25 protein-coding genes are annotated in these 23,901 nt (G+C 74.9%); all 25 read left to right on the top strand.

The window, feature by feature from the left end; all coding sequences use genetic code 11:
• The first annotated feature begins 383 nt into the window (after positions 1-383).
• The 25 genes from ACW14Y_RS42115 (at position 384) to ACW14Y_RS41995 (ending at position 23,097) form a co-directional block, all read left to right on the top strand.
• Positions 384-800: a hypothetical protein gene (locus ACW14Y_RS42115; RefSeq protein ID WP_380311465.1), complete on the top strand. Its 417-nt coding sequence runs from the start codon at positions 384-386 to the stop codon at positions 798-800.
• Positions 801-1,094: 294 nt separating this feature from the next.
• The gene (locus ACW14Y_RS42110) at positions 1,095-1,388 is read left to right on the top strand and encodes a hypothetical protein (protein WP_380311467.1); all 294 of its coding nucleotides are present in this window, start codon (positions 1,095-1,097) and stop codon (positions 1,386-1,388) included.
• Between the two features lie 533 nt (positions 1,389-1,921).
• Positions 1,922-2,416, top strand: coding sequence for a hypothetical protein (locus ACW14Y_RS42105; RefSeq protein ID WP_380311468.1), 495 nt, complete (start codon positions 1,922-1,924; stop codon positions 2,414-2,416).
• Positions 2,417-2,728: 312 nt separating this feature from the next.
• The gene (locus ACW14Y_RS42100; RefSeq protein WP_456988889.1) at positions 2,729-3,418 is read left to right on the top strand and encodes a GNAT family N-acetyltransferase; all 690 of its coding nucleotides are present in this window, start codon (positions 2,729-2,731) and stop codon (positions 3,416-3,418) included.
• 269 nt (positions 3,419-3,687) lie between these two features.
• A complete protein-coding gene (locus tag ACW14Y_RS42095; protein WP_380311472.1) occupies positions 3,688-4,107 on the top strand; it encodes a hypothetical protein in 420 nt (139 codons plus the stop codon).
• 1,184 nt (positions 4,108-5,291) lie between these two features.
• Entirely contained in the window at positions 5,292-5,786 is a 495-nt protein-coding gene (locus ACW14Y_RS42090; protein WP_456988886.1) for a hypothetical protein, read from the top strand.
• Positions 5,787-6,092: 306 nt separating this feature from the next.
• Positions 6,093-7,091 (top strand): hypothetical protein, encoded by a 999-nt coding sequence (locus tag ACW14Y_RS42085; RefSeq protein WP_380303001.1) that lies wholly within the window; start codon positions 6,093-6,095, stop codon positions 7,089-7,091.
• A gap of 391 nt (positions 7,092-7,482) precedes the next feature.
• The gene (locus ACW14Y_RS42080; RefSeq protein WP_456988884.1) at positions 7,483-8,025 is read left to right on the top strand and encodes a TetR/AcrR family transcriptional regulator; all 543 of its coding nucleotides are present in this window, start codon (positions 7,483-7,485) and stop codon (positions 8,023-8,025) included.
• A gap of 73 nt (positions 8,026-8,098) precedes the next feature.
• Positions 8,099-8,614: an XF1762 family protein gene (locus ACW14Y_RS42075; protein ID WP_456988882.1), complete on the top strand. Its 516-nt coding sequence runs from the start codon at positions 8,099-8,101 to the stop codon at positions 8,612-8,614.
• Positions 8,615-8,900: 286 nt separating this feature from the next.
• Positions 8,901-9,416 carry a hypothetical protein gene (locus ACW14Y_RS42070; RefSeq protein WP_456988880.1) on the top strand — a complete coding sequence of 172 codons (516 nt, stop codon included), beginning with the start codon at positions 8,901-8,903 and terminating at the stop codon, positions 9,414-9,416.
• An 881-nt stretch (positions 9,417-10,297) separates the two neighbouring features.
• The gene (locus ACW14Y_RS42065) at positions 10,298-10,825 is read left to right on the top strand and encodes a hypothetical protein (protein WP_456988878.1); all 528 of its coding nucleotides are present in this window, start codon (positions 10,298-10,300) and stop codon (positions 10,823-10,825) included.
• A gap of 1,027 nt (positions 10,826-11,852) precedes the next feature.
• Positions 11,853-12,134 carry a hypothetical protein gene (locus ACW14Y_RS42060; RefSeq protein ID WP_456988876.1) on the top strand — a complete coding sequence of 94 codons (282 nt, stop codon included), beginning with the start codon at positions 11,853-11,855 and terminating at the stop codon, positions 12,132-12,134.
• 217 nt (positions 12,135-12,351) lie between these two features.
• Positions 12,352-12,723 carry a hypothetical protein gene (locus tag ACW14Y_RS42055; protein WP_456988874.1) on the top strand — a complete coding sequence of 124 codons (372 nt, stop codon included), beginning with the start codon at positions 12,352-12,354 and terminating at the stop codon, positions 12,721-12,723.
• Positions 12,724-13,255: 532 nt separating this feature from the next.
• Entirely contained in the window at positions 13,256-14,044 is a 789-nt protein-coding gene (locus tag ACW14Y_RS42050; protein WP_456988872.1) for a diguanylate cyclase domain-containing protein, read from the top strand.
• 450 nt (positions 14,045-14,494) lie between these two features.
• Entirely contained in the window at positions 14,495-14,653 is a 159-nt protein-coding gene (locus ACW14Y_RS42045) for a hypothetical protein (RefSeq protein ID WP_456988870.1), read from the top strand.
• Between the two features lie 225 nt (positions 14,654-14,878).
• Positions 14,879-15,343 carry a hypothetical protein gene (locus tag ACW14Y_RS42040; RefSeq protein ID WP_456988868.1) on the top strand — a complete coding sequence of 155 codons (465 nt, stop codon included), beginning with the start codon at positions 14,879-14,881 and terminating at the stop codon, positions 15,341-15,343.
• A 407-nt stretch (positions 15,344-15,750) separates the two neighbouring features.
• Positions 15,751-16,563 (top strand): hypothetical protein, encoded by an 813-nt coding sequence (locus tag ACW14Y_RS42035; protein WP_456988866.1) that lies wholly within the window; start codon positions 15,751-15,753, stop codon positions 16,561-16,563.
• A 55-nt stretch (positions 16,564-16,618) separates the two neighbouring features.
• Positions 16,619-17,356, top strand: coding sequence for a hypothetical protein (locus ACW14Y_RS42030; protein ID WP_456988864.1), 738 nt, complete (start codon positions 16,619-16,621; stop codon positions 17,354-17,356).
• A gap of 223 nt (positions 17,357-17,579) precedes the next feature.
• The gene (locus ACW14Y_RS42025) at positions 17,580-17,879 is read left to right on the top strand and encodes a hypothetical protein (protein ID WP_456988862.1); all 300 of its coding nucleotides are present in this window, start codon (positions 17,580-17,582) and stop codon (positions 17,877-17,879) included.
• 687 nt (positions 17,880-18,566) lie between these two features.
• Entirely contained in the window at positions 18,567-19,094 is a 528-nt protein-coding gene (locus ACW14Y_RS42020; protein ID WP_456988860.1) for a hypothetical protein, read from the top strand.
• Between the two features lie 160 nt (positions 19,095-19,254).
• Entirely contained in the window at positions 19,255-19,689 is a 435-nt protein-coding gene (locus ACW14Y_RS42015) for a DUF6283 family protein (protein ID WP_456988858.1), read from the top strand.
• Positions 19,690-20,154: 465 nt separating this feature from the next.
• A complete protein-coding gene (locus tag ACW14Y_RS42010; protein ID WP_456988856.1) occupies positions 20,155-20,649 on the top strand; it encodes a hypothetical protein in 495 nt (164 codons plus the stop codon).
• 429 nt (positions 20,650-21,078) lie between these two features.
• Entirely contained in the window at positions 21,079-21,660 is a 582-nt protein-coding gene (locus ACW14Y_RS42005) for a hypothetical protein (RefSeq protein WP_456988854.1), read from the top strand.
• A 118-nt stretch (positions 21,661-21,778) separates the two neighbouring features.
• On the top strand, positions 21,779-22,336 hold the full coding sequence (locus tag ACW14Y_RS42000) for a hypothetical protein (RefSeq protein WP_456988852.1): 558 nt from the start codon (positions 21,779-21,781) through the stop codon (positions 22,334-22,336).
• Positions 22,337-22,620: 284 nt separating this feature from the next.
• Positions 22,621-23,097 (top strand): hypothetical protein, encoded by a 477-nt coding sequence (locus tag ACW14Y_RS41995; protein ID WP_456988850.1) that lies wholly within the window; start codon positions 22,621-22,623, stop codon positions 23,095-23,097.
• Positions 23,098-23,901: the final 804 nt, after the last annotated feature.

Below are 23,901 nucleotides of genomic sequence, written 5' to 3'. Positions count from 1 at the left end.
GACATCGCGTCGGTTGACCGCGTCTGAACGTGTTCCTCGCGTAGGTCGAACTCTCGTGCCCGCTGCGCCGAAGGATCCGGGTGGCGTTGCACGGCCGCCGACGCCCAGCCAGGCCCGCCGGGCAGGGCGTCGGTGGGCTCCGTGCCGTAGTTGGCCGGCACTGTGCCAACGGGCTTGCTGGCCGGCCGGGGGTTGACCGGGCGCCTCCCAGTCCTACGGTGCGTCCTGTTCCCGCCCCGCTGTGACCATCCTGCGGAGCGGGTACCGCACTCCACCGCACCTGCCCCCGAGTGGCGCCGGGTACGGCCTTCTCCGGTCGGTGCCCGAAGGGCCGTCCGGGGCCCGTGCTCTGACCTCGATCCCGAAAGAACGGACCGACACCCATGTCCGAGCCCTTGCTGCTGCGTTTCCCGTTGGCCGATGTACTGCCCCTGGCGGAGCACGCGGTCGCGGCAGAGGACCACCAGTTCTGGCCCTACACCGATGAGAGCGGACCGTGCCTGGTCTGGGTGAAGCAGCGCGGCACGTTTCTCGTGTCCAACGGCCTGCCGCATCTGTCGGGCGCGGACAAGACCCGTGTTCTCGTCCATGCCGAGGGATGGGGCCCGGATACCGAGAACGATCTGGCCGACACCCCGGTGGGCGGCGACGACTTCGAGGAGTACTTCTCCTTGACCGAGAGCCTGCCCGGTGATGCCACGACGACGCTGGAGCAGGTTCGTGCCGCCGTCGCGGACGGGCTCCTCTGGTTCGTGCTGGAGGTCACCGAGACATCGGTGACCATCGCCTTCAGCGCCTGAACGAGGCACACAACAGGTCCCGTGCGGCGCGGCTGCGCTGCGGCACCGGGGCACGGCGTCCGGCGGACGGAGACAGCCGCATCCCGTCGCGGCGTCCGGTCCGTGGCGCAGCGGCCGCCGGGGGCTGTGCTGTCAAAGACTTCAACTCGGAAGAATGGACTGACATCCATGTCTATGTTGCTGTTGTTCCCGTTTCCGTTGGCGGGGGTTCTGGTGTTGGCCGAGCATGCGGTCGCGGCGCCCGGGCACCGCGTGTGTGACGTCACCGGTGCTGGGGGGCCGTGCCTGGTCTGGGTGAAGGGCGACGGTACGCACCTGGTGTCCAACGGGCTGCCGCACCTGCCGGGCAGGGCCACCGGTGACCGCGTCGTCCACGTCGACTGCTGGGGCCCCGGCACCGGGAACGGACTGGGCGCCGCCTCTGCCGGGGGCGAGGACTTCGCGGAGTACCTCCCGCTGCTCGAACCCTTCTGCGGCGGCAGGCCCACCACGTTCCTGGAGGAGCTGCGCGCCGCCGCGGACCAGGGACGGCGTCAGATGGTGCTGAAGGTCGCGGAGGACGGCGTCGACCTCGCTTTCAGTGTCTGAGTGAGCCCTTCCCGGCGGGCGTGCGCACGGCGCTGTCCCGCGGATCCCGCCCTTCGGGTGCGCAACAGCGCCCCGGAGGGCGGGGCTCGTCGTGGGCCGTCGCTGTTGCGTGTGGTGCGGTTTTCTCCGGTGCGGGTCGGTCCTCCGGGGCGGGCGGCGTCCGGCCCTGTTTCGCCGGTCCGCTGTGCTTGCCGGTCCGGCCTCCGGTTGCGACTGTGACGGTGGGTTGCGATCTCCGGAAGCCGGCCGGTCCTCGGTTGTTCGCGGTGGGTGCTGGCCTCGTCGCGGAAGTGCTCCGCAGTGCGCTGGTGGCTCCGCCGGGGGCGGCCGTGCTTCGGCTTGCCGTCGCCTGTTCCGGGTGGGGGTTGACCGGCGGTCTCCTGTTCGTACGGTGCGTGGTGTTCCCGCCCGGTGGTCGTGACCGTTCCGGCCGGCCGGGCCTTTCCCCGGTGTTCCGGTCCCGGGCCTTGCCACGGCCCCGTTCCTGTTCCTGTTCCTGTTCGTGACGTCGAGTCCTTCGAGGAGCCCTGCCCGTGTCCGCAACCGATGCCCGTGCCATGGAGACCGTCGCCCGTCGCCATCTGGACGAGGTCCACACCGTCGAGAGCGAGACCAGGCGTCTCGCGTTCTACCTCGGCTTCGACACGGAGCTGGACCGCATCCTGCTGCGGTCCGACCCGCACCCGACGATGCCGGTCAGCGCCGTGCTGCGCCGCTTGCTGGTCGTTGTGAGTGATCTGCTGGAACAGACCGGCGCGGCCCTGTTCGCGGTCCACCTCGCCCGGCCGATGCCGGGCCTGACGGCCGAGCTGCTCATGGCAGGGGTCGACGGGGTTCTGGAGATCGTCCGGGACGCGCACCGGGCCGTGTGTGCCCGCGTGGACAGCAGCGCTCTCCACGCCCTGGACACGGCGGTGACCACCATGCGTCAGATCGCGCAGATGGTGATGGGGTCGCCGTTGCTGGCCGCGCACCGCGCCGCCGCCGACGCGGGCAGGCAACCGGCGGGCGGCGCGCAGGCGCACTGACTCGGCGAAGGCTCCTGGGGCCCGGTGCCGCCGCCCGTCCGGGGTGGCGTCACCGGGCCCCACGCGTACCCGGGCAGCGGCCCCCGGGGAACGGCCCGCGCCTGTTCGCCCGACCGGCCCGGGTCGGCGGCTGTGGCTGCCAGGGGTCGGTGCTGGCCGGTCCCCACCCCGGGGTCGCGTCGGGGCGTGCCCGGGTCGTTGCGGCGGCACGGGGTTGACGGGCCCGATGGGCGGCCTAGCGTCCCTGCCTGCCCGCCCGGGTGACCATGCCCCGGGGCCGGACTGTCCGTTCACCGCACCGCTGGAGGAACCGTGCAGCACCATCCTGTCCCCGCCCGCCCCACGGCCGACCGGCCCCCGTCCCTCGTGCCACTGCCGATGCGGCTGCGCCCCGCAACGCCCGGCGACTTCGACGCCGTCGCGGACCTGGCCCGGCTGATCGACCTCCGCCGCAGCGCCGAAGACCTCGCCCCGTCGCTGGAGGTCGTCCGAGAGACACTCGCCACCGGTGCGGGCGACGAGGGCCCGTTCAGCCACGGTCCGCTCCACTATGTCCTTGCCGAGTTCCCGGACAACGGCAGGCCGGTGGGCCTGGCCCGGTGCGGGCCGGGCCGTTGGACCGTCGAACTCGACCTTCCCACGTTCATCCGCAACAAGCTCTACCCCCGCATCGGCAACGTCCACGAGCTCGTCGTCGTACCCGAGTACCGGGGCCGGGGCATCGCCCGTGCCCTGCTGGAGAGGGTCGAGGAGGACCACCGCCGGGCCGGGTACGACGCCCTGGTGCTGCGCCACCACCGCGAGCAGACGTCCTTCTACACGCACCTGGGCTACACCAGCGGCAGCAGGCTGGTCCTGGAGCTGCCCGACAGGCTGGGCAGGGCCTCCGTCCGCGGGCAGGGCTGGCGCTGGGCCGCGAAACCCCTGGCGCCGCAGGTCGAGGTCACCGACGTCCACGGCAGTCCCGTGCTGACCGGCCTGCTCGCCCCACACGCACTCTGAGGTCCGGCGTCGGCCTGCGGCATCCGGGGACCCGGCGGTCCCCGGATGCCGTGCCCTGCTGTCCGGGCCGGGGCGTTGACCGGCCGGGCGTCAGACCCGCCGCGACTGCCGCCCGGCGCGTTCCGGCCCTGGGGCCGCCCGGGTGCCTGTCGCACCCGCATCACCCCGAGCTGCGCCCCGCCACCGGCTGTCCCCGGTCCGTGCCCGAAGGCGCCCGCCCGGGGCCCGCGCTCTCGAACATTCCCACCCGGAAGAACGGACTTGCGCCCATGCCCGAGCCCCTGCTGCTTCGATTCCCGCTGGCCGACATCTTGCCTCTGGCCGAGCACGCGGCCGCCGCCCCCAAGCACCGCACCAGCCCCTACTCCGGTGCCACCGGAGCGTGTCTCGTCTGGGTGAAGAACGACGGCACGTACATCATGTCCAACGGCCTGCCGCACCTGCCCGGCAAGGACACTCACCACCACGTCGTACATGCTGACGGCTGGGGCCCCGGCACCGAGAACGACCTCGGCGAAACCCCGGTCGGCGGCCACGACTTCGCGGAGCACCTCCCCCTGAACGATCCCCTGTCCAGCGATCCCGCCGACACGATGCTGGAGCAGATCCGCGCCGCCGTGGCGGACGGGCTGTGCTGGCTGGAGCTGGAGGTCAGCGAGGACAGCGTCGTCATCGTCTACAGCGATTGACCCGGCCGACAGGGGGCCCCGCCGCGCACGGCCCCCTGCGGGGGCCGTGCCCCCGTCCCATGCTCGTCGATGGCGGACCGGGGGCCCGGCGGGCAGGGCCGACCCTCCGGCCCGTCCTGCCGTGCAGCCGCCTTGCGGCGGCGAGGTCCTAGCGGGGGGTTGACCGGCCGTCCGCCGTCCGTACGGTGGGTCCTGTTACCGCCCGGTGGCCGTGGGTCGTTGCGGTCACCGGGCGGGGACGGTCCGCGGCAGCGCCGGACCCGGCCTGGAGCGGGTGACCCCTCCCTTCCCCTCTTTCGTGGGGATGCGGTCGCCGGGCTGCTGCGGACACCCCCGTCCGTGTTCGCCGATGACGGACCGGAGGCGAGCGGGCGGGGCCGGACTCCGGCCCCGCCCGCACGCCTCCGGTCCGTTGCGGGCGTCGCGTCGTGGGGGTTGACCGGGCGTCTGGGGTCCGTACGGTGGCTGATGTTCCCGCCCGGTCGTCGTCGAGCATGTGCGTGTTCCGGCGGTGCGGGCTTCCCCGGTACCCCGTTCACCCCACCCCCCGGGTGGGCGGGGTGCCGACGCCGCCGCGCCCGGCCCGGTCCCGCACACCGGCCCGGGGTCCGCGAGGCGGCACCCCTGGTCGGGGCACCGTCCCTGGGGCGGTGCCCCGACCGGCATCCCCGGCCGGCGTTCCCGCCGTCCTCGCGGGCCCGGGCGCGGTCCACCGGCGCGAGTCCCGCGCCCGGGGCGCTCCACCGGGTGCCCCCTGCGGGTCCTCCCACTGCTGCTCTGCTGCCCGTTGCTGGTTGCCGTTCGTCGGTGGGCGTGCCGGCGGCCGCCGTGGTGCGGGCGGCGGGACCTGTGCCCGCCCGGCGTAACGGGGAACCGGGGCGGGCCGTGCGCCGGTGCCCGGCCGTCGGGCGTGGAACCGGTCCCGCTCCCGGGCCCGCCGGTACTTGACCGGCCCGCCGCCGTGGCTACGGTCCCTGCCCGGGAGAGCACCCGCAGGTGCCCGGGCCCGCCACGCCCTTCACTGCGGACCGCCGTACCGTCACGCAGTCGCCGGCCGCCCCGCCGTGCCGTCGCGCGCCCGTACCGGCCGAGCCGTCCCCGTGCGCCGCGCACGGTCCTCGGAGCACCTTGCGAGGCCCCGCCTCTCCCGCCCCTGTTGTCCGACGACGCCCGGGAGGGCCGCCATGCCCGCACACCACCGTCCCACCCTGTACTCGCGCGTCACCGCCCTGCTCTTCCCGCGCGACCCGCTGTTCACCGCGAGCGCCTGCCTGAACGTCACCACCGGCCCGCACGGCTGGCCGGAGAACTACTTCGGCTACCGGCCCGGACACACCCTGGTGCGCGCCGCGGACCCCGACATGCCCGCACTCGCCCTGACCTTCACCGTCCAGGCCCCCGACCCACTGGCCGCCGCCCACCGGGCCGCGGCTGTCGGCCGACGGCTGGAAGCCGACCGCGACACCCGGCACTGGCCGCAGCGGCTGCGGCGTCTGGCCGTCGGCGACGTCGTGGTCATCACCCCCCGCACCCCGGCGACCGGGCTGCGCCGCTTCTACGCCCTCGCCCCCGGGGGCGGCCTGACCGAGCTGGCGCACATCGGCGACCCCCTGCTCCTCCCGCTGAGCGCTCCCGTCGGGGCGGCGAAGCCGCTCCCGCCGACCGCCCACGACCGCTGACCCGACCCGACCCGCCCCGGGCCGCACGCGACCACGCGCCCGGGGCGGCGCGGCTGCGGCCGGCGGTGAACCCGGGACGGGACCGCAGACCCAGGCGCCCGCGCGCCCCGCCCTTCGGCTCGTGCCCCCGAGGACGGACCGATCGGTCCGTCCTCGGGGGGCACTGCCCGGCCCGGCATGTGCTCCGCATGCGCTCTGCGCGGGTTGACCCGCTGCCTGCTGCTCCTACGGTTCGCCCCGATCGCACCCGGCGCCCGCCGGGGCTGCGGCCGTCCCGTCCTGACGACGACATGCGAGGTGCCCATGATGAGTGGCTACAACGATGCCGAGGGCGTCATCTGGCTGGAACGCCCGCTCCCGGCCGACCGGTTCACCGCGTGCCCGTGGCCTGCCGCCGCACCCGGGCAGGCCGCACTCCTGGTCCCGGGCCACGCCCTGACACGCGAATGGATCGACACCGACCCCGCCGCCGTCAGTGGCGTCCTGCTGCTGCCCGGTGACAGCCCGGCCACGGTGGCCGGGCTGGTGTGGCGGGCCGATGGCGAAGACCTGCCGGAGACCCTGCTCCTGGCCGGTCTCGAACTGTTCGCCCGGGCCGCGGCAGGCTCACGAGCCGTCCTGTGGGGCGTCAGCCTGTCCTCCGGCGACGGCGTCACCTGCCACCCGGCCGTCCTCGACCACACCGGGGACCGCTTCCACCACCAGCCGCTCCCGCCCGTGCCTGCGATGGACGGCGTGTGGTTCCCCTCCCCGCAGCGCCGCGCAGCCCTGTTCGCCCCCGCCCAGGTCGGGCCCGGACCCGCGGACGTTCCCGCACCGGGGCCTGCGGACGCCGAGGGCCCGTTCGGTCCGGTCGCCCTCGCCCTGACAGCCGCGAACCCAGGCCTGAGCAAGGGTGCCATCGCCGCGCTCTACGCCTTCGCCGCCCTGTGGGACACCACCCGGCTGCCCGTCCCCACGGTTGTCGTTGCCCGCCACACGCACCTGACCGAGCGGACCGCCGCTCGCCACCTCGGCCAGTGGACGGTGCTGCGCCGCGACGGCAGCACCTGGGCCCCGGCTCCCGCGGGCCGCGACCCCCGACGGCCTCCGGTCCCGTCCGGCGGCCCGCGTCCCGAGGACCTCCGCACCGCCATGAGCGCCTTCCGCACCCGGGACCTCGACGCGCTGGCCCTGACCGCCGCCCAGCTGTACCTGCTGGCGCGGGACCACGGCCTCGCGGCCGACGCCGCCGAGCGCTTGTCCGCATCCCAGCTCGAACTGCTCGCCCGCGCGCAGGAGGCGTTCGCCGAGGACCTCGCCTGACCCCGACACGCCCCCGTGGTGCCGGTGGCGGACAGGACGCGCTCCTGCCCGCCACCGGCACCGTCGGCGTCCGCGGGGCGCAGGCCCCTGGCGGACGGACCGGGCCCGCACCCGCCCGGTCCGCCGTGCAGCGCCGGCCGCGTCGGCTGTGGCGGTGCTTGGCCCGCCGCCACTCCGACAACGGACTTGACTGCGCGTCAGATGCTCCTAGGTTGTGCCGCGCAGGCCCGGCACCGGTCCCGCCGGCCGGGCGTCCCGACGGCGTGCCGCATCCCCGCCGCCGCACCCGGGTGCGCCGCTGCTGCGGCGGCGTCCCGCCGCTCCCGGCCACGCGGCGCGACCGGCAATCAACCGGTCGCACCAACCCCTTCTTTCCAGGAACGGATCACCCATGCCCCCCATCACCACCGTCGACGGCCGCCGTATCGGAAAGCGCGGTCTCAAGACCCGTCAGGCCATCCTGACGGCCACGGCCGAGATGCTCGCCGACACCGGAGTCGTCGACATGAAGGTCATGGACCTGGCGCGAGTCGCAGGTACCTCGCCCGCCACCTTCTACCAGTACTTCGCGACCCGCGACGCCGTGCTCCTCGAACTCGCCGCCGACCTCGTCCGGCAGACAGCCCGGGCTGTCGCGGCGGCCACCGACGGAGCAACCGCCCTCAGCGCCTGCTTCAAGGTGTGGCAGTCCCACGGGCCCGTCCTGCGGACGGTGGAGGTGCTGGCTGCCACGAACGCCGACTTCCGCAAGATCCGCGGGCGGATCAGGAAGCCGCTGGCCGACTTCCTCAGGCGCGCCGCCGCTCCCGACGCCTTCCCGGTCGAACAGGTCGACGCGGTCCTCGCCATGGTGTCGGCGACGGCCGCCGACAGCCCCACGCCGAGGGAACGGACGACGGTGCTGAACGTGGCACTGACGACGATCGGCCGCTGACCTGGCACGATGCCCGCCCGGCCCGCCGGACCCGTGCCGGGCGGGGGTTGACCGGCCGGGCGAGACACCTACTGTGCCGTCCGTGCCGCACTGCTCCCCGTACCTGAGGAGGGCGGTGCGACGGTGTGCAGGCCCCGGGCCCTGTCCCGCTCACTCCTGGCCCCGGCGTGCACACCCGGCAGCGCCCCGCCCGCTACCTGTGCGAGCGGGCGCCGCCACCGTCCCGCACCCCGCCGACGACGAGAACAGGCGGGGTGCGGGACCTCGGGACTCGACGTCACCCGCTCGACAGCGCCCCGTCGCACGCCACCTCTACGGTCACACCCTGGAAGTCACCCGTATCGCCACTGACAGAACCCGCGACGCCTGCTCCAAGCTGTACGCCGCCGCCTGGCGCGCCACCGCAGCACTTGGCTACACGCGCCTGGTCACCTACACACAGGCCGACGAGACGGGCGCGTCGCTGCATGCCGCAGGATGGAGCGTCATCGGCCGGCGCACGCCCCACGCGGGCTGGGACCGGCCCTCGCGCCCGCGCCACACGCTCGGCAGCGAGCACATACCGCGCACGCTCTGGGAAGCGCCCTGACCACCCACCCCCGTAGCCCCGCACGGGTTCCGCCCCTCCCGACGCCCGCGCGGCGGTCCCACTGGCGCGCAGCCCTTGACCGGCCGCCTCCCGCCCCTACCGTCGCCAGCGTCCCGAGCGGCCCGCGGCCCGCCGCGATCCGCTCGTGCCGCGCACGGGCAGCCCCCGACCGCCCACCCCGCACCCCGGTCGGGAGCCGAACCACATCCGGGCTGCTCGAGCCATCACAGCAGCCGCCCGTCCGGCGGCCGCCCCGCCCCGATCAGACTCCTCAGGAGGTCCCCGCATGGCCCGCATCACCGACCGTCTCACCGCCTGGCTGCGCCCCCCTCGCCCCTACGCCCGCCGCACGGGCGCGCTGCGCCTCGCCGACCCCGCCAAGCCCCCGACCGCCGCGCCCACCTCCCACGCCCCGGGCCGCCACACCGTCAGGGTGCTGATGAACGTCACCCGGGGCCCGCACGGCGAGTACGTCAACTTCTCCGGCTACCTGCCCGGGCACTGTGTCGCCGAGGCCGGCCACTGCGGCGACGGCCCGCTCGTGCTGACCGTGGACGCCACCGACCCCGAGACCGCCGCCGACCGCGCCTTTGTCATCGGCAACCTCCAGGACCACGACGTCCACGGCCGGACCTGGCCCGGCGACGTGCGCTCCGTGTCGGTCGGAGACGTCATGTGCGTCACCGACCCCACCGGCACCGTCCACCACCTCGCCGTGGCCCCCAGCGGCTTCGAACGCGTCGACGCCCCCTGCGGCGACCGGATCGTTCCCCTGACCGGCACCACCGCCACCTCCCGCTGACGCACCGACCCGCCACCGGCCCCGCTGCGCCCCGTTCCGCCCCCGTGCGCAGGGACGAGGCGCAGCACAGCCGCTTCGCCGTCGCGGCCGGATCCGCGGTGCGCCCCACCGCTGCCGTGCCCGCAGGAGCCCGGACCGAGTTCGCACGCCCGGTCCACGGACTGACCGGGCTGGCGGGCGGCCCACCGCCCGGACCACCCCGGCCTGCTCGGCACGCGACCGGGCGGCGTCGCAGCACTCACCGGACCGGTCCTTGCCCGACGCATCGCAAGTCCCCGGCGGCGGCACCGACTTCCCCGCCGAGCCGGCGGCCTGCGCCCGCGTCCTTCCCGCGGACACCCTCGACGCCCCAACCGTCGGCCTGTCCCGCCCCCTCGGACGCTGGGCGCTTCGAACCAACGGCGCGCCCCGTCGACGCGTCCCCTGCGCCACGACCTGATCACCGCCCTTTGGCTCATCGGCCGGGCCCTGCAGGTCTTCCCCGACCTCCGACACCCGCAGTGCGCACAAGCGCTTCCAACACCCGGACGCCTCCAGCACACTGCGTCCCGACCCGGCTGGCCGGCCTGCCGCCGTCGGCACACCGGGGCACAACCGTCCGCCTCGCCTTCCACGGCCGCTTGACCGGCCGTCGTCCGCCCGTAGGGTGCGTCCTGTTCCCGCCCGGCGGCCGTGAGCGCTCCGGCCGCCGGGTGCTGCTCCACACACCCCAGCCCCGTTCCCGGGCCGGAACCCCACCACCGTGCAGACCGCGTTCCGGGCCCGGTCCTGCGGAGCGGCCGGGCCGGGAGAACACGCAGGCGTCCGTCACCACGATCCGCATCAGCCCCGCAATGTGCGGCAGAGCTGATCCGCTTGCCCACGAATTAGGAGACTGCTGCATGACCGTGCACGAGCGAACCGCGCGCATCGGCGGTTGGACGGCGGCACTGACCACCGGCCGCGGGTACCTGACCGCAGCGCTCTACCGCCCGTTCCCGCAGGACCCCTTGCGCCACGACGCCCAGGCCGCCTGGGAACTCGTCCTCAGGGGTGGCTTCGACACCAATGCCCCCACCGACCCGCCCCCCGCCCCGCCCGCCGCCCACTACCGGCCGCGCCGGCTGTGGCGGCGCTGGGCCCGCCGCCACCCCGACACCGCGCACCACCCCGGGCACACCGCCGTCGGTCCCTGGACGGCGGAACCCTACCCCTACGGCCACGGCCTGTACGTCTGGCGGCTGCCCGAACACGACTGCCCCTGGCACCGGCCCGTCCCCGAGAACGACTGCTACCCCGACGGCTGGTACCAGGACGAGTGCGACATGACGAGGCTGCCGTACTTCGCCTGCACCTGCCCCCGCCGACGGCCCTGGTTCCAGATCGCCGTCGTCCGGCCCGAGACCATCCCGGCCGAACCCCCCTTCTGACCACAGAGCACGCAGGGGGCGGGCCGTCCGCGCACGGCCCGCCCCCTGCTCCTGCCGGCCGCATTCTCCCAGGCGCTCGCTTTCTCCCTCCGGTCCCCTCCAAGGGCTCGCCAGCCAGCCGCCGCCCGGGCTGAGCACCCACCGACGCCTCGGCACACCGGCCCTCGCGAGGGTGCCGCCCGTCCCGCCCGCCCGCACGGCCCGGTCCCGGGCCGTGCGGGCGGGCATCGCGCATCCGCGAGGCAGCGTCAGGGCCGGCCCGAGGGGGCGAGCGCCCGTCGCCGCGTCCTCGTCCGCGGCCCGGGGCGGGCGCGGCACTGTCGTCCCGCAGCTGCGTCGTGTCGCCTGCCGCTCTGCTGTGGACCCCTTCGGGGCTGGGCCTCGCCCTCCCGCCCGCGGCCACCAGGAACGGGAGCGCCGAGCGCCTCCGCGCTCCCGCCGCCGAGGGGCGGGCCGTCCCGACCCGCCGGCCGTCTCGCGGCCGGGGGTTGACCGGTGCTCTGCCGTCCCGTCGGCGTGCCCCGCCACCTGCCGGCTGCGGTGGACCCGGCAGGCCGCTGCGCCGACACTCCGGTCACGACCGGGCCGGATCCGTCGGACGCGCAGCCGCCGTTCCCCCGTCTGCTCGCGCACCACCTCGCCACGAGGCCACGCCGCCGCAAGCGCCTCCCTGCGCCCACCCCCGACTAGCGACGAAGCGCGTAGCCGGAGCGCCGTGCCCCGGCCCCGCACCGGAGCACCGCCCTCCGGCGGTCGAGGGGTTGACCGGCCCGGAGCCGGGTCTACGGTGTGTCCTGTTCCCGCCCGTCGGCCGTGACCGTCCCGGCCGTGCGGGCTTCCCCGGCGCCTCCCCACTCCCCCGGGTGGGTCGAGGCGCCCGTGCCGCCCCCGCATCCCCCCGGGCGGGGGCGGCACCCCGGCGGCCGGATGCCCGCACCCGGAGCGGGCCCCGTCCGCCCACCCATCACAGGCGCCCGCCCGGCCTGTCACCACAGCCCTTTCCACCACCACCTCCTGAGGAGGACTCATGTCCCGCTACACCATGCCGCTCACCGACACCCTGAACCTGGAGTACGGCCACGACCGCCGGCTGCACAACGTCTTCGCGCAGCTGTGGCAGGACGGCGACAGCCACGAGCCCCTCCACGACCTGGGCCTCTACCCGTACATCACCACCGTCGGCGAGCTGATGCCCGCCATCGACGCCATGCTCGCCCCGTACCCCGACGCGGCCCTGGACGAGGAACGCCGCGACAGCATCCGCCGCCGGCTCGTCGCCGACGGCGCCGACCCCGGCCGGGGAGTGTGAGCGCGGAGCACGGACTCGCCCACCCGCCTCTGCCGCCCCGGAAGCACTTCCGGGGCGGCAGAGGCGGCCCCGTGGCGGGGCTGCGCCCGGAGCGCGCCACCGGCCAGGCCGGCCGACTACGTTGCCACCCGTCCCGCCGGTCCGGCAGTCCCTGGGTCGACATGTCCGGCGGCTGGGTCAGGTCCGGTGTTGCCCGATTCACGATGGAGGACCCGCCATGGTTGTTTCCCCCACTCCCGCTGACGCGCTGCGCGTGCGGATGCTGGCCACCGGCGAGACCGGGAACCCCCACCACCGCATCGCCGTGCGGCTGCTCGACGACTACGCCGGTGGTCGGTGGCTGGTACGGCTGGGCACTGCGGCCGCGCACTACTGCCGTCCGGGAACCGTCTTCCTCGACTGGCAGCGGGTCGGCCTGGGCCTGGTCGCGGGTGAACTCGGCGACGACGCTGCTGCTCTGGCCGTCCTGGCCGTGGCCGCGTCCCTGGCCGGGGACCACGAGATCAACCTGAGGGAGGTTCTCGGCGTTCTCGGGCGCCGTGACCGACGACTGGTGCTGAAGGCCGTGTCTGCCGTCCCCGTCTCCTGACGGGGCCGCGTGCCCCGGGCCGGGGATGACCCGTCGGTTGCCGGTGGGCCGGTGGCGCCGCGGCAGTCGAAGGTGACCGGTATCGGGGTGGCGGGCGCAGCGCCGGCTGGATGGAACAGGGAGCTGGGCGGCAGGCGTCTCGCCGCCGGCCGTGCCGTCCTGCAACCCGGCTTCGATGAACCCCGGTTGGGGCTTGCTTGGCGATATGCCATGCCTAGGTTCCGGGGTGGCCCGAGCGCTGCCCTCACCCCAAGGTGCCCTCACCCCCTCGACTCCTCCCGTCTGTGCCGTTCCACCCCGCTGCTCGGGCTGGACTGACACAGCACGGACGGCGCGCAGGGGAGGGGCCGGGGTACGAAGACGCGCGGGGCCACTGCCCGGGCCCCGAAGCCCCGGAGCGTGGTCGTTCATCTGGCCAGACGGTGACCGCACCCCGGGGCGGGGTCCTCAACTCCGTTGCAGGAGAGGTGGATCTACCATGGCACATCCGAGTTCGAGGGTTCCAGTCGCACCCCGGCGAGTCACCCAGCCCGTGACCCGAAGGTCCCGCCCGGCCACGCCCGCCACGATCGCCACCGGCGGTCCGGTCACGTCGGCGGTACCTGCCCGGTCCTCCCAGGCCGTCCCCGGCGTCGGTGGGAGCGCTCTCACGATCGCTGCGGCCAGGGCGCTGGTCCTGGCCCGCATCCCGGCGAGCGTCCGCAACGAAGCCCTGCGTGAGGCGGTGCGCAGCCTGTTGGAGGTGAACCGGCGGCTGCGTCAGCGGCTCACGGACGCACAGGAACGGGCCCGCGAGCTGGCCCGGGAATGCGAGGAGCTGCGTGCGGAGCTCGACGAGGCCCGCACCGACCCGGTCAGCGGTCTGCCCGTGCGCCGGGCCTTCACCCGCCGCGCGGGCGAGCTGCTCCGCGCAACCGGGGCCGCGCACGGGTACAGCGTCGTCCTGCTGGACCTGGACGACTTCAAACCGGTCAACGACCGGTACGGGCACGCGGCCGGGGACGCCGTCCTCGCGGCGGTCGGACAGCGGATCGCACGCTGGCTCGGCCCCGCTGAGAGCGCGGCACGGCTCGGCGGCGACGAGTTCGTCGTCCTGGCCGTGGCCGACAGCCGCCTTGCGGGCCGCGTCGGTGCGCTGCGCGAGGCCGTCGCCGCTCCCGTCGACCACGAAGGCGAGCGGTTGCAGGTCGGCGTCTCGGCGGGTACGGCCGAGGTGACAGCCGGTCTGGGCCGTGCGATGGGCGACGCCGACCGGGCGATGTACGAGGCCAAGGGCTCCGGCCGCCGGGGACGTTCCGCCGCAGGGCCCAGCGGCGCGTAGCTCCGCCAGTGTGCCCGGCACCCCGCACAGGTGCCGGGCACCGTCGCTGTGCGCGCCGGACGGTGTGTCATCGGCCTGCGCACGCCCCTCACCGGCTGGGACCGGCCCCCCGCGCCCGCACCGAACGCTCGGCAGCGAGGACATGCCCCGCACGCTCCGGGAAGCACCCTGGTCACCCGCTGACCCGGCCGGCCCGCCGCGGTCCTCCCCGCGCCGCGACCCGCCCGCGCTCGCCGTCGTGGCCGAACCAGCCCCTGCTTGTACGTCCGGCACCACCGGCCGGCTGCGCTCCCCCCGCCACTGTGCCCGCCGCACGGGCGCACTGAGTCTCGCCGGCCCGAACTCCTCCATCCCCGTCCACCGCACCGTCACGGCGCCGATGAACGCCACCCATGGGCCGCGCGGTGATCGCGTCGACCTCTTCGGCCACGCCCCGGGCACCGCTCCGCCGTGGCCGAGATCATCACGCTGGCAACCGAGTTCGCGTCCCTCGACCCCGTACGGATCAAGGAACTGGCCCGACGCGTGATGGACAACCACACCATGCGCGCCGTGGTGCAGACCACCACGGCCACCACGGGTCCCAGCCCGGGACCGTGCCGGGGTTGACCGGCGGTCTGCTGTTCCTACGGTGTGTCCTGTTCCCGCCCGGACCGCTGCCGAGCGCCGCCGCGCTGCGGCGGTCCGGGCCTTCCCGGCACCCCGCCAGCCCCTCCCCTCCTGGGGCCGGGACCCTCCTTCCACCCCGAGCGGGGTCCCGGTCGCCCTAGCACACCCGCCACCCCTCGTGGGCCGGTGACTGCCCGGCCGACACTCACCGCGCACGGAGGCACCATGTTCAACCCTGACACTGCCCGCGCCCTGGTCACCGGACTCGGTATCCAGGCCACGGACTTCCGAGCCCTCACCACGCCCGACACCCCGACGGCGAGCACCGGGCTCGGCTACACCTTCCTCCGCTCCGACGGCAGGTACGGCAGCGTCACCGTCGCCGGGATCCTGCTGGCTCCCATCCACGAGAGCCGACAGCGCGCGGAGGCCGTCCTGACCGGGTGGCCCCGAAGCCGGGCCACCCGCATGACCGAGCACCGCCCCGCCGACTGCACGGCGTGCTGCGAGATCGCCACCTGGTGCGCGGACAACGACCGTGACACCTTCCGCGAGCACCCGCACGACCCCCGACTGACCGCCCACCACACCGGCCGGACCGTGGCCGAAGAACCTGCGGACGTCCCCCGACTCATCGCCTACAACAAGGCGCGCATCTCCCGCTTCCTGCGAGCAGGGCGGCGGGCCTAGGCAGCAGCGGCCACCTCCCGGCCCGTCGGTATCGCGTGACTGCAACGGGCCCCGCAGGGTGCGGGGCGGTCGGGATCGTCTCACCCCGAGCGGATCCCGGCCGTCCCCCCGCTCCTATCCCGTGTTCCGCCGTCGGCCGGGCGCTCACGGTGCCGGCCCCGCCGCCAGCCCCTCCCCTCTGGGCCGGACAGCGGGTGCCCCTGCAGCCCCCGTACCCCAGCGCTCCCCGGCCCGGCTCCTGCGGCGGCCCCGCTGCCCGGCGTTCGCGTTCTGCGCCCAGGGCCCCGACCGGTCCGGGCCACCCGCCACCCGCCACCCGCCACCCCAGTCACCCGACAGCCGGGGCAGCCTTCCGCCGCCCCGGCCCGCCGGCGGGATTCCCCCGCTGACCGACGAAAGGCAAACCTGTGCGACCCGACCTGCTCCCCGAACTGCACCCGGCCATGCTCCCGGCCCTGACCGAGCTGCACACCGCCGAACTCGCCGCGACCGTCCACCCGGCCGACGGCGGCGGCTTCCAGTTCCGCATCCCCGGCCCCGACGACACGTTCGTCCTCATCGGCAGCCCGGAGATCCTCCCCGGGCCGGACCGGGCCCCCACGGGCTTCGGGGCCGAGCTCTACACTCCGCACGGCGAACACCTCGACGTCCTGTTCCACACCTGCACCGACCCCTCCTGCTGCGCCCCGGCACCCGACACCGATCCGCTCAACGCCCGCACCATGGCGAGGGCCGTCGCCGCCGCGCTGCGCACCCACGCCGGGGCGCTGCCCGCGGTCGTCCCCACCACCGGGCAGATACTCCACCGGGTCGTGGAGCTCATCGACGCCGAGACCGACCGCACCACCGCCCTCTACACCTACCCCCTCACGATCCCGGCCTGCCTGCTCGACCACCTGACCCTTCGGGCCGTGTACGGCACCGACCCGCTGTGGTTCGGCATGCGGTACGCCGCGCTCGGCCGCGAGCACGGCATCGACGCCGTCACTGCCTGGGCCCGGCTCCTCGACGCCGTGCTGAACGCCGCCCGGCAGGTGCTGCGGCCCCACGTCGTCGACGCGAGGTCGCTCGACCCGGACACGGTCCGCGTACTCGCCGACGCCCACAACCGTCCGGCAGGCCCGCCCGAGGCGCCCTGCGACGGCCACAGCCGGGACCGCGGCGGCCGCTCGCACGACCCCGACCGCATCGGCCTGCGTACCTCCACCCCGACTGCCTGACCCCGCCCCGGTCCGGCCGCCGGTGCGGCCGGACCCACCCCCCTCGAGGAACCCTGTGAGCACCCCCGCAGCCCCCGAACCCCAGTACGCCGTCATCCTGACCGCACCCCACTACGCCACGCGCCGCTTCGGCCCGTTCGCGCACGCGATCTCCGCCGAGGCATACGGGCACGCACTCCTCGTCCAGCGGACCTCAACGGCCCACCCCGAGGACCTCGCCATCGCCTGCGCGCCCTACGACCGCGAGCTGGAGCACACCTCGCCCCGGCCGCCCCGCGACCCCGCCGGCATCGCTGCACGCATGGACGACGAGAACCAGGAAACCGACCCGGCCGGCCGCTTCCCTGACCTGTACGCCCAGCTCCGCGCCGCCTACGGCTACGAGTCCGCCGACCTGTGGACGGACGCCTGCCGCTACTACGACTGGTTCCACGCTCCGGACGAGGGCGACGACCAGGAGCAGCCGCCCACCACACAGTGCCCCAGCAGCACCCCACAGGCCGAACGACCCGACTTCGCGCACCGCTGTGCCCTGACCGTCGGCCACACCGGCCCGTTCCACGTCGACCAGGGCGGACACGTCTGGACCGATACCGACGCCGAGCAGCGCATCCCCGCACGCCGCCTGGCCGACGTCTTCGCCGAACTCGCCGAGCTGAAAATGACCCCGCGAGAGCGCGCCAACGACCCTGTCCGCCGACTCCTGGCCGCCGGCGACGCCGAAGCCGCCACAGCCACCGCCGAGGCTTTCGAGGCATCGGAGGCGTACGACGCCGCCCACCCGCGGATCTGACCACCCCGCAGTTGCTGACGCACCCCTGCACCCCGTGTCCGGCCGGGGTTGACCGGCCCGCCTAGCCAACTACGTTGCCACCCGTCCCACCGGCCCGGCGGGCTGTGATCACCACCCAGCCGCCGGGCCTTCACCCCGCCCCGAGGTTCCAGTACGCCCACGCCGCCCTGCCCGGGCCTGCCCCGACCCACCACCACACCCTCGACCCGAGACAGGACCCGCCATGGCACGAGTGATCGACTACGGAACCCCCCGACTCGGCTGCAAGCCGCCCATCCCGCGCGCGACGGCCGCCCACCTGGAAGTCGGCGACGTACTCGCCTACGACGGCCCCAAGACCATCACCGCGATCGAGCGGATCGACCACACCGACCTGAACCCCGACCACATGCGCCCCATGCTGGACTACCAGGGCTGGGACGCCTACAGGATGACCCTGGACGACGGCACCGTCCACGACGTCCCCGCGTTCCTCTACTTCTTCCTGTCCAACCTCGGCGCGAAGGACTACCGCCGCACCTGACACACGCTCACCCCCGCGGGCCCCGGCGACTGCCGCTCCATCCCGCAGGCCGCCGCCCACCGTGCAGCCCGGCCGCCCCGAGGGGCGACCGGGGCCTGCTTTCGAGCTGCAGTCCCTTGAACCGCCTTTCTGACAGGCCCCGCCCGTTGCACGGTGCCAGGCCAGGGCGGGGCGCCGCTGCAGGAGCCCGGGCCGCCGCTGCCCGGCCGCCGGATGACCGGCGAGCCCGGTCCGTGCCCGTCGCAACGCCTCCGGCCGCCTTCCGGCCCTCCGGGGCCGACGGGGTTGACCGGCCCGGGGCCGCGTCTACGGTGTGTCCTGTTCCCGCCCGTCGGCCGTGACCGTCCCGGCCGTGCGGGCTTCCCCGGCGCCTCCCCACCAACCCCCCCCGGGTGGGTCGAGGCGCCCGTGCCGCCCCCGCATCCCCCCGGGCGGGGGCGGCACCCCGGCGGCCGGATGCCCGCACCCGGTGCGGGCCCCGGCCGCCGTGCGGGCCCCGGCCGCCCACCCGCCGGATGCCCCCGGCCGGGACCGGGCGGGCCCGCCCGCCGCCGACACCCGGGCTAGCGCGCAGGCCGTCCCCGAGTCGCCACCGTCACGCGCCCCGCCCAGGCAGCCGGTCCAGTCCGGCCCGGCGCTGCTGCGCCCGATGCCCTGCTCGAACCGAACGGACAGGAAGACCACACGATGACCCGCACGATCACTCTCCACCCGGACGCCGCCGCCGCTCTCGCCCCGCACGCGTTCGGGACGTTCACGCCCGTCGTCTGGGACGACGGCGCATACCTCGCCGGCTGGGACCGCACGGTGCCCGGCTGCGCCTGCCTGGTGAGCGTCTGGCCCGAGAACATGGTCATCGGCCCGCACGACCCGGCCGAGTTCACCCCGGTCGGCCCGTGGTCGTACTCCGGCCGGTTCGACGTCGCCACCGCAGAAGCCTGCACCGACCCCGAGCTGTGGACCAACCCAGACAACGAGGACGACCACCGGACCCCGCACCACGCCTTCGCCGCTGCCCTGGACGAACACCGCGCCGTATGCTTCGAGTACCGGCTGGCGATCACCCAGTGCCTGAACTGCCACAACACCCGGCAGCAGCACAGCCCGGAGGGCAGCGTCTTCGCGTGCACCGACTTCCGACCCGGCGAACAGGTGGGCCGCGCCCACTGGGAACGCGGGCGCGAGGAACGCGGACTGCACGTCCCCCGCGACTGACACCCCGCCAGAGGAGGTGGAGCGTCCCACCCGCCACCCGGAGGCCCGCGCACCGTCCCGGGCGGCTTCCCGTTGTATCGTCCCGCAGCCGAGCCCGCCCGCCGGGACCTGCCGTCACAGCCCTGTCCGCCACCGCCCGAGGAAGAGCCCGGAAGCACCCATGACCCCGTCCCTGCGCCCACCCGCGCCGCGTCCGTGCGACAGTTGTCCCTACCGCAGGGACGTCCCGTCCGGGATCTGGGCAGCCGAGGAGTACGACAAACTCCGCGCCTACGACGTCCCGACCGGTGAGCAGCCGCACGCCGTATTCCTGTGCCACCAGAACGACGCCGACAGCGCGAGCAGCCGGGTCTGCGCCGGCTGGGCCGGATGCCACGGCGCCGAGCTCCTCGCCCCTCGCATCGCCGTGCTGACAGGAACGATGGATCAGCCGACCTACGAGGCGGTCACCATCTACACCACGCCCGTGCCGCTGTTCACCTCGGGAACCGAGGCGGCCCAGCACGGCCGGGCCGAGATCGACCTGCCAGGCACCGCCGCCGACCACCTGATCGGAAAGATCCTGCGCGTGCGCTCGGACATTCGTCCGAGCTGAGAACCCCACCGCTGCCCCGGCACACCAGCCCCCGCGGAGGCGCATATCCGTCCCGACCCGCGGTCTGTCTTGTGGCCTGGGTCGACCGGCGTCCCGCCGAACGCCGTTGCGGTCGAGCCCCACCCCTGGCTCTCAGGCCGGCCCGAAGCCCGCCACTGCTTTCCGGAGTCCTAGGACGGGTCCTGCGACCGGTCGGCGAAGGGCAGCAGCACGGCGCGTCGTTGCCGCACCTGCGGCGGGTCCGAACGCGTTGCCCGCCGCACCCGAGGTCCAACACCGCCGTCGCGCCCCGGACCGGACCGGGCCGGACCGGCCCGGTCCGGGGCGAGCCCGGGTGGGGTTGACCGGCCGCCTCGCGCTCCTACGGTGCGTCCTGCTCCCGCCGCCCGGCGACTTCCCATCCCCGGGGCGCCCGTCGCCGCGGCGGTTCAACAAACCCGCCCCGACCCTCCCGAAGGAGCCCAGATGCGCAAGCCCTCTGCCTTGACCAGGGCCTGCCCGCACCGTTGGTGCCGTCCTCTGCACCGCATCCTCACGGCCGAATCCATCGTCCTCCTCGTTACGGCCCTCATCCACCAACCGGGCTATCTGGCCTACCTGCTGGTGGTCGTCGTCCTCGTGAACTGCGTCCTCTCCCTCGTTGCCCGGCGCACCGCTGTCGAGACGGCGACGGACGACCTCGAGAAGATCGACCCGATCGACGTGCGCACCGGCTGGGCGAGTCGCGCCGCCGCCCTCGACCTGACTTTCGCAGTGCTCGCCCCGTTCGCTATCGCCAGCCTGCTGCAGGCGGAGCACAACACGGTGATCACCACCGTAGTCGGCGAAGGCGCCGCCGCCGCCGTCGTCGTCGTCAGTGTGCTCGTCAGCTGCGCTGCCGTCGTTCTCCACCCGCTCGCGCACCACCTCGCCACGAGGCCCCTCCGCCGCAAGCGCGTCCCTGCGCCCACCCCCGACTAGCGACGGAGCGCGTCGCCGGAGGGCCGCGCCCCCGGCCCTGCCCGGGGCGCGGCCCTCCCGGAGTTCGAGGGGTTGACCGGCCCGGAGCCGGGTCTACGGTGTGTCCTGTTCCCGCCCGTCGGCCGTGACCGTCCCGGCCGTGCGGGATTCCCCGGCGCCTCCCCACCCCCCCGGTGGGTCGAGGCGCCCGTGCCGCCCCCGCATCCCCCCGGGCGGGGGCGGCACACCGACGGGCGGAGCCCCGCACCCAGCGGCGTGTGTCGGCGCGTCACGACCCGTCGACTGCGATCCGGCACCACCGCCCGGGCACCGCCCTGCCCACGCACACGGCTGCGCCCCTTGCCCGGTCGCGCGGGCCGGCCCCGGTACCTCGCTACGGATTCCCCGGGTTCGCCCCGCACATCACCTCACCGAACGGAGCAGCACAACATGACCGCCCTGCCCGTCGCCGCCGACCGGCATGTCTCGTTCTTCCCCGTCGTCGTGACCGGCCCGTCCACCGACCGAAACCGCAGCTGGCCGTCCTTCACACCCGCCTCGGCCCGCGTCGTGGAAGCCCGCGACGTGCAAGCCGGTGACCTGATCCTGGCCGACTTCCCTCACCCCGCCGACGGGGGAAGTCCCACCTCGAACTACTTCACCAAGGCGTACCACACACACCCCACCGCCTTCACCGAGTCCCGCGACTCCTGCCCGAAGTGCACCCAGATCGAGGACCCGGGCACCGCCGTGATGCTGACCAAGGGCCGCCCGTGGGACTGCGACCCGTGGGAGGCGGAGTTCCCCGTTCTGATCGTGCCCGCCGCGCAGGCGACGGCCCACCATCTGTGGGGATACCTGGTCTCCGAAGCCAACCGGGTGGGCGACCCTCCAGAACTGGTCTTCGAGGGCCCCGAGCCGGACGCCGCCGACTGGTTCCTGGCGAACAGCCCGCTCTACACCGAAGAAACCTGCGCACTGGTCACCGCGATCCGCCTGCTGGACCCGCACCGGTTCGGCCCCAACCGCTGACAGGCGCGCCGCGACCCTGACCAGCCGCCGACCGGCCGAGCTCCAGCCCCAGGACCGCCGACCACACCCCGCGGCACCGACTGCGCCACCCCCGCACACTCACCACCAGGAGAGCCCCATGTCCATGCCCCCCAACCCGTTGCCCGACCGGTGGACGATCAATCTCCACCCCGTGCACAACCTGACCATCCTGACCCTCCACGACGCCGACGGCATGCGGCGCCAGGTCGGCTTCCGCCCGCTCACCCCACCCGACGCGATCGAGCACACCGTCCGCACACTGGAGGAGATCACCCACGCCGAACTCCGCTCCAGCGCCCAGGAACTGATCGACACGTTCTTCGCGCGCACCGCGCAGGCCCAGGCCAACGCCGACGCCTTCGGCTCGGCGATCGCCGACCACCCCCGGCTCTTCGAGCGGCTCCGTACGACGTCCCCCGGCTGCCTGGTCGACCTCGGCATCGACGACGACGTGCTGACCGTCGTCCTCGAGCTGAATGCCGAGGGCCCGGCCGCCGGTGCCCTCCTGTCCCTTGTCGCCCGCTGGCCGGGCTCCGCCACCCCGGACGGCCCGGCCGAGGGCGTCGACCAGAACCTGGACGCCGGAACACTGACCGTGCGCCTCGACCAGGCCCGCGCCGAGGACTTCCTCACCTGGTACCGCGACCAGCACTGACAGTCCGGAACCGTCCCCCGCCGGCCCAGCCGCTGACCCCACCCGGGGCCGGCACTCGGCCGTACCGCACCGGGCCCGGTCGGGGCCTGCCGGGACCGGAGAACTCGACCGTTCGTCTCCCGGCCCCCCGTTCGGCGGCCCGCTGGCCGCGCGGCCGCCGCTGGCCCTACCCTGTCGACCGCGCCCGCGCCGCCCGCCTCCGCCCCGGGCCAGCGCCCACGCCACCACCCAGCCCCGGCCGGCGCCGCACCACGGGCGGGCCGGGCTCCGAACAAGGACGCCCCATGGTCATGCCCTACACCGGTCCGGCAGTACCCCTGACGGCGCTCGCCATAGAGGCCGCCAAGCGCCGTGCCAACGAGGCCAAGAGCCCAACCGCTGAAGTGATGCAGGCCGCGGTCGAGGCCACCAACCGTCAGGTTGCCGCCTACGACCCCGCGACGCTCATTCACGCCGCCCTCCACACCTCCACCACCCTCGGCCCGGACACCGGCACCGACACGCTGGCCTGGAGCCCGGACCTGGGCCCTGTCCCACCGCCCCTTGACGCGTTCCTCACTGTCCACACGCGCCGGGCCACCGCTTGCCTGCGCAACTCGGAGCGCCCCGGCCGCCCGACCCTGTCCCTCCTCTTCGCGGACGACCCGCGCAGCGGAAGGCACCTGTTCCTCGTCGTTGATCACGGCGCCAGCACCCGCACCAGCGTCCACTGCATCCGCAGTCTGGCCGACCTCGGCCAGCACATCCGGGAGGTGTCGTGAACCGATCCGGCACAGCGCAGCGGCACCGGACCGCTGGCTCCGCTCGGCCGCACCCCTGACAGCTCGCCCGCGCCCGCTACCACCCGCCGGATGACAGGACTCCGGCGCCGGCCCGTACACCTGCGACTCCCGGGCGGCCCCGCTGTGCCGTCCCGGCCCGGGCGCCGACGGCGGCCAGTACGAAGGACGGCGTCCTCGTCCGCCCACCGCCGCGCGCCGCCCCGTCTCGGCACCGCACACCCCGCCGCCGGGCGTCGCCGTCCGGTTCGGTCCCGAGCCGCCCCGCTCGTAGCCCGGCCGCCGCAGCAGCGCCGCCTTGCCCCGTGCCCGGCGCGCGTTGCTCCCGGCCCCTGCGCACCGCACCCGCATGCGAACTCGCTGCCGCCGCCCCACCGCAGCCCTGCGCCGCGGGGCGTCGGCCGTAGCTCCGCCGGCCACTCCGTTTCCGCCCCCGGACCCGGTCCCTGCTCCGGGCCAGCAGCCGCGCCCGCGCCCGCCCATCGCCGCGCGGTCCCCGCTGCGCCCGGCCCCTGTACCCGGGGGCGCCCGCCGAGGCCGGGTGCCCACCCGCGTCCTCCCGCACCCGGGCAACCGAGGGGGAAGACCCGGCACCGGGCCCGCCGTGCGACCCCGGCCACCCGCCCCCCGGCGCGGGCATTGACCCGCCGCCTGCCGTGCCTACCTTCAGGCACATCGAGACCGGCCAGGCCCCGCCGGGCAGAGCGCACCGAGCGCCACCCGCCCCCTGCCGTCCGCTCCCGCCCCACGGGCCGGAGCCCGGCCGCCGGTCACCCACACACCAGG

Source organism: Kitasatospora sp. cg17-2, from assembly GCF_054031055.1.
This window is presented reverse-complemented; position numbering and strand designations above follow the sequence as displayed.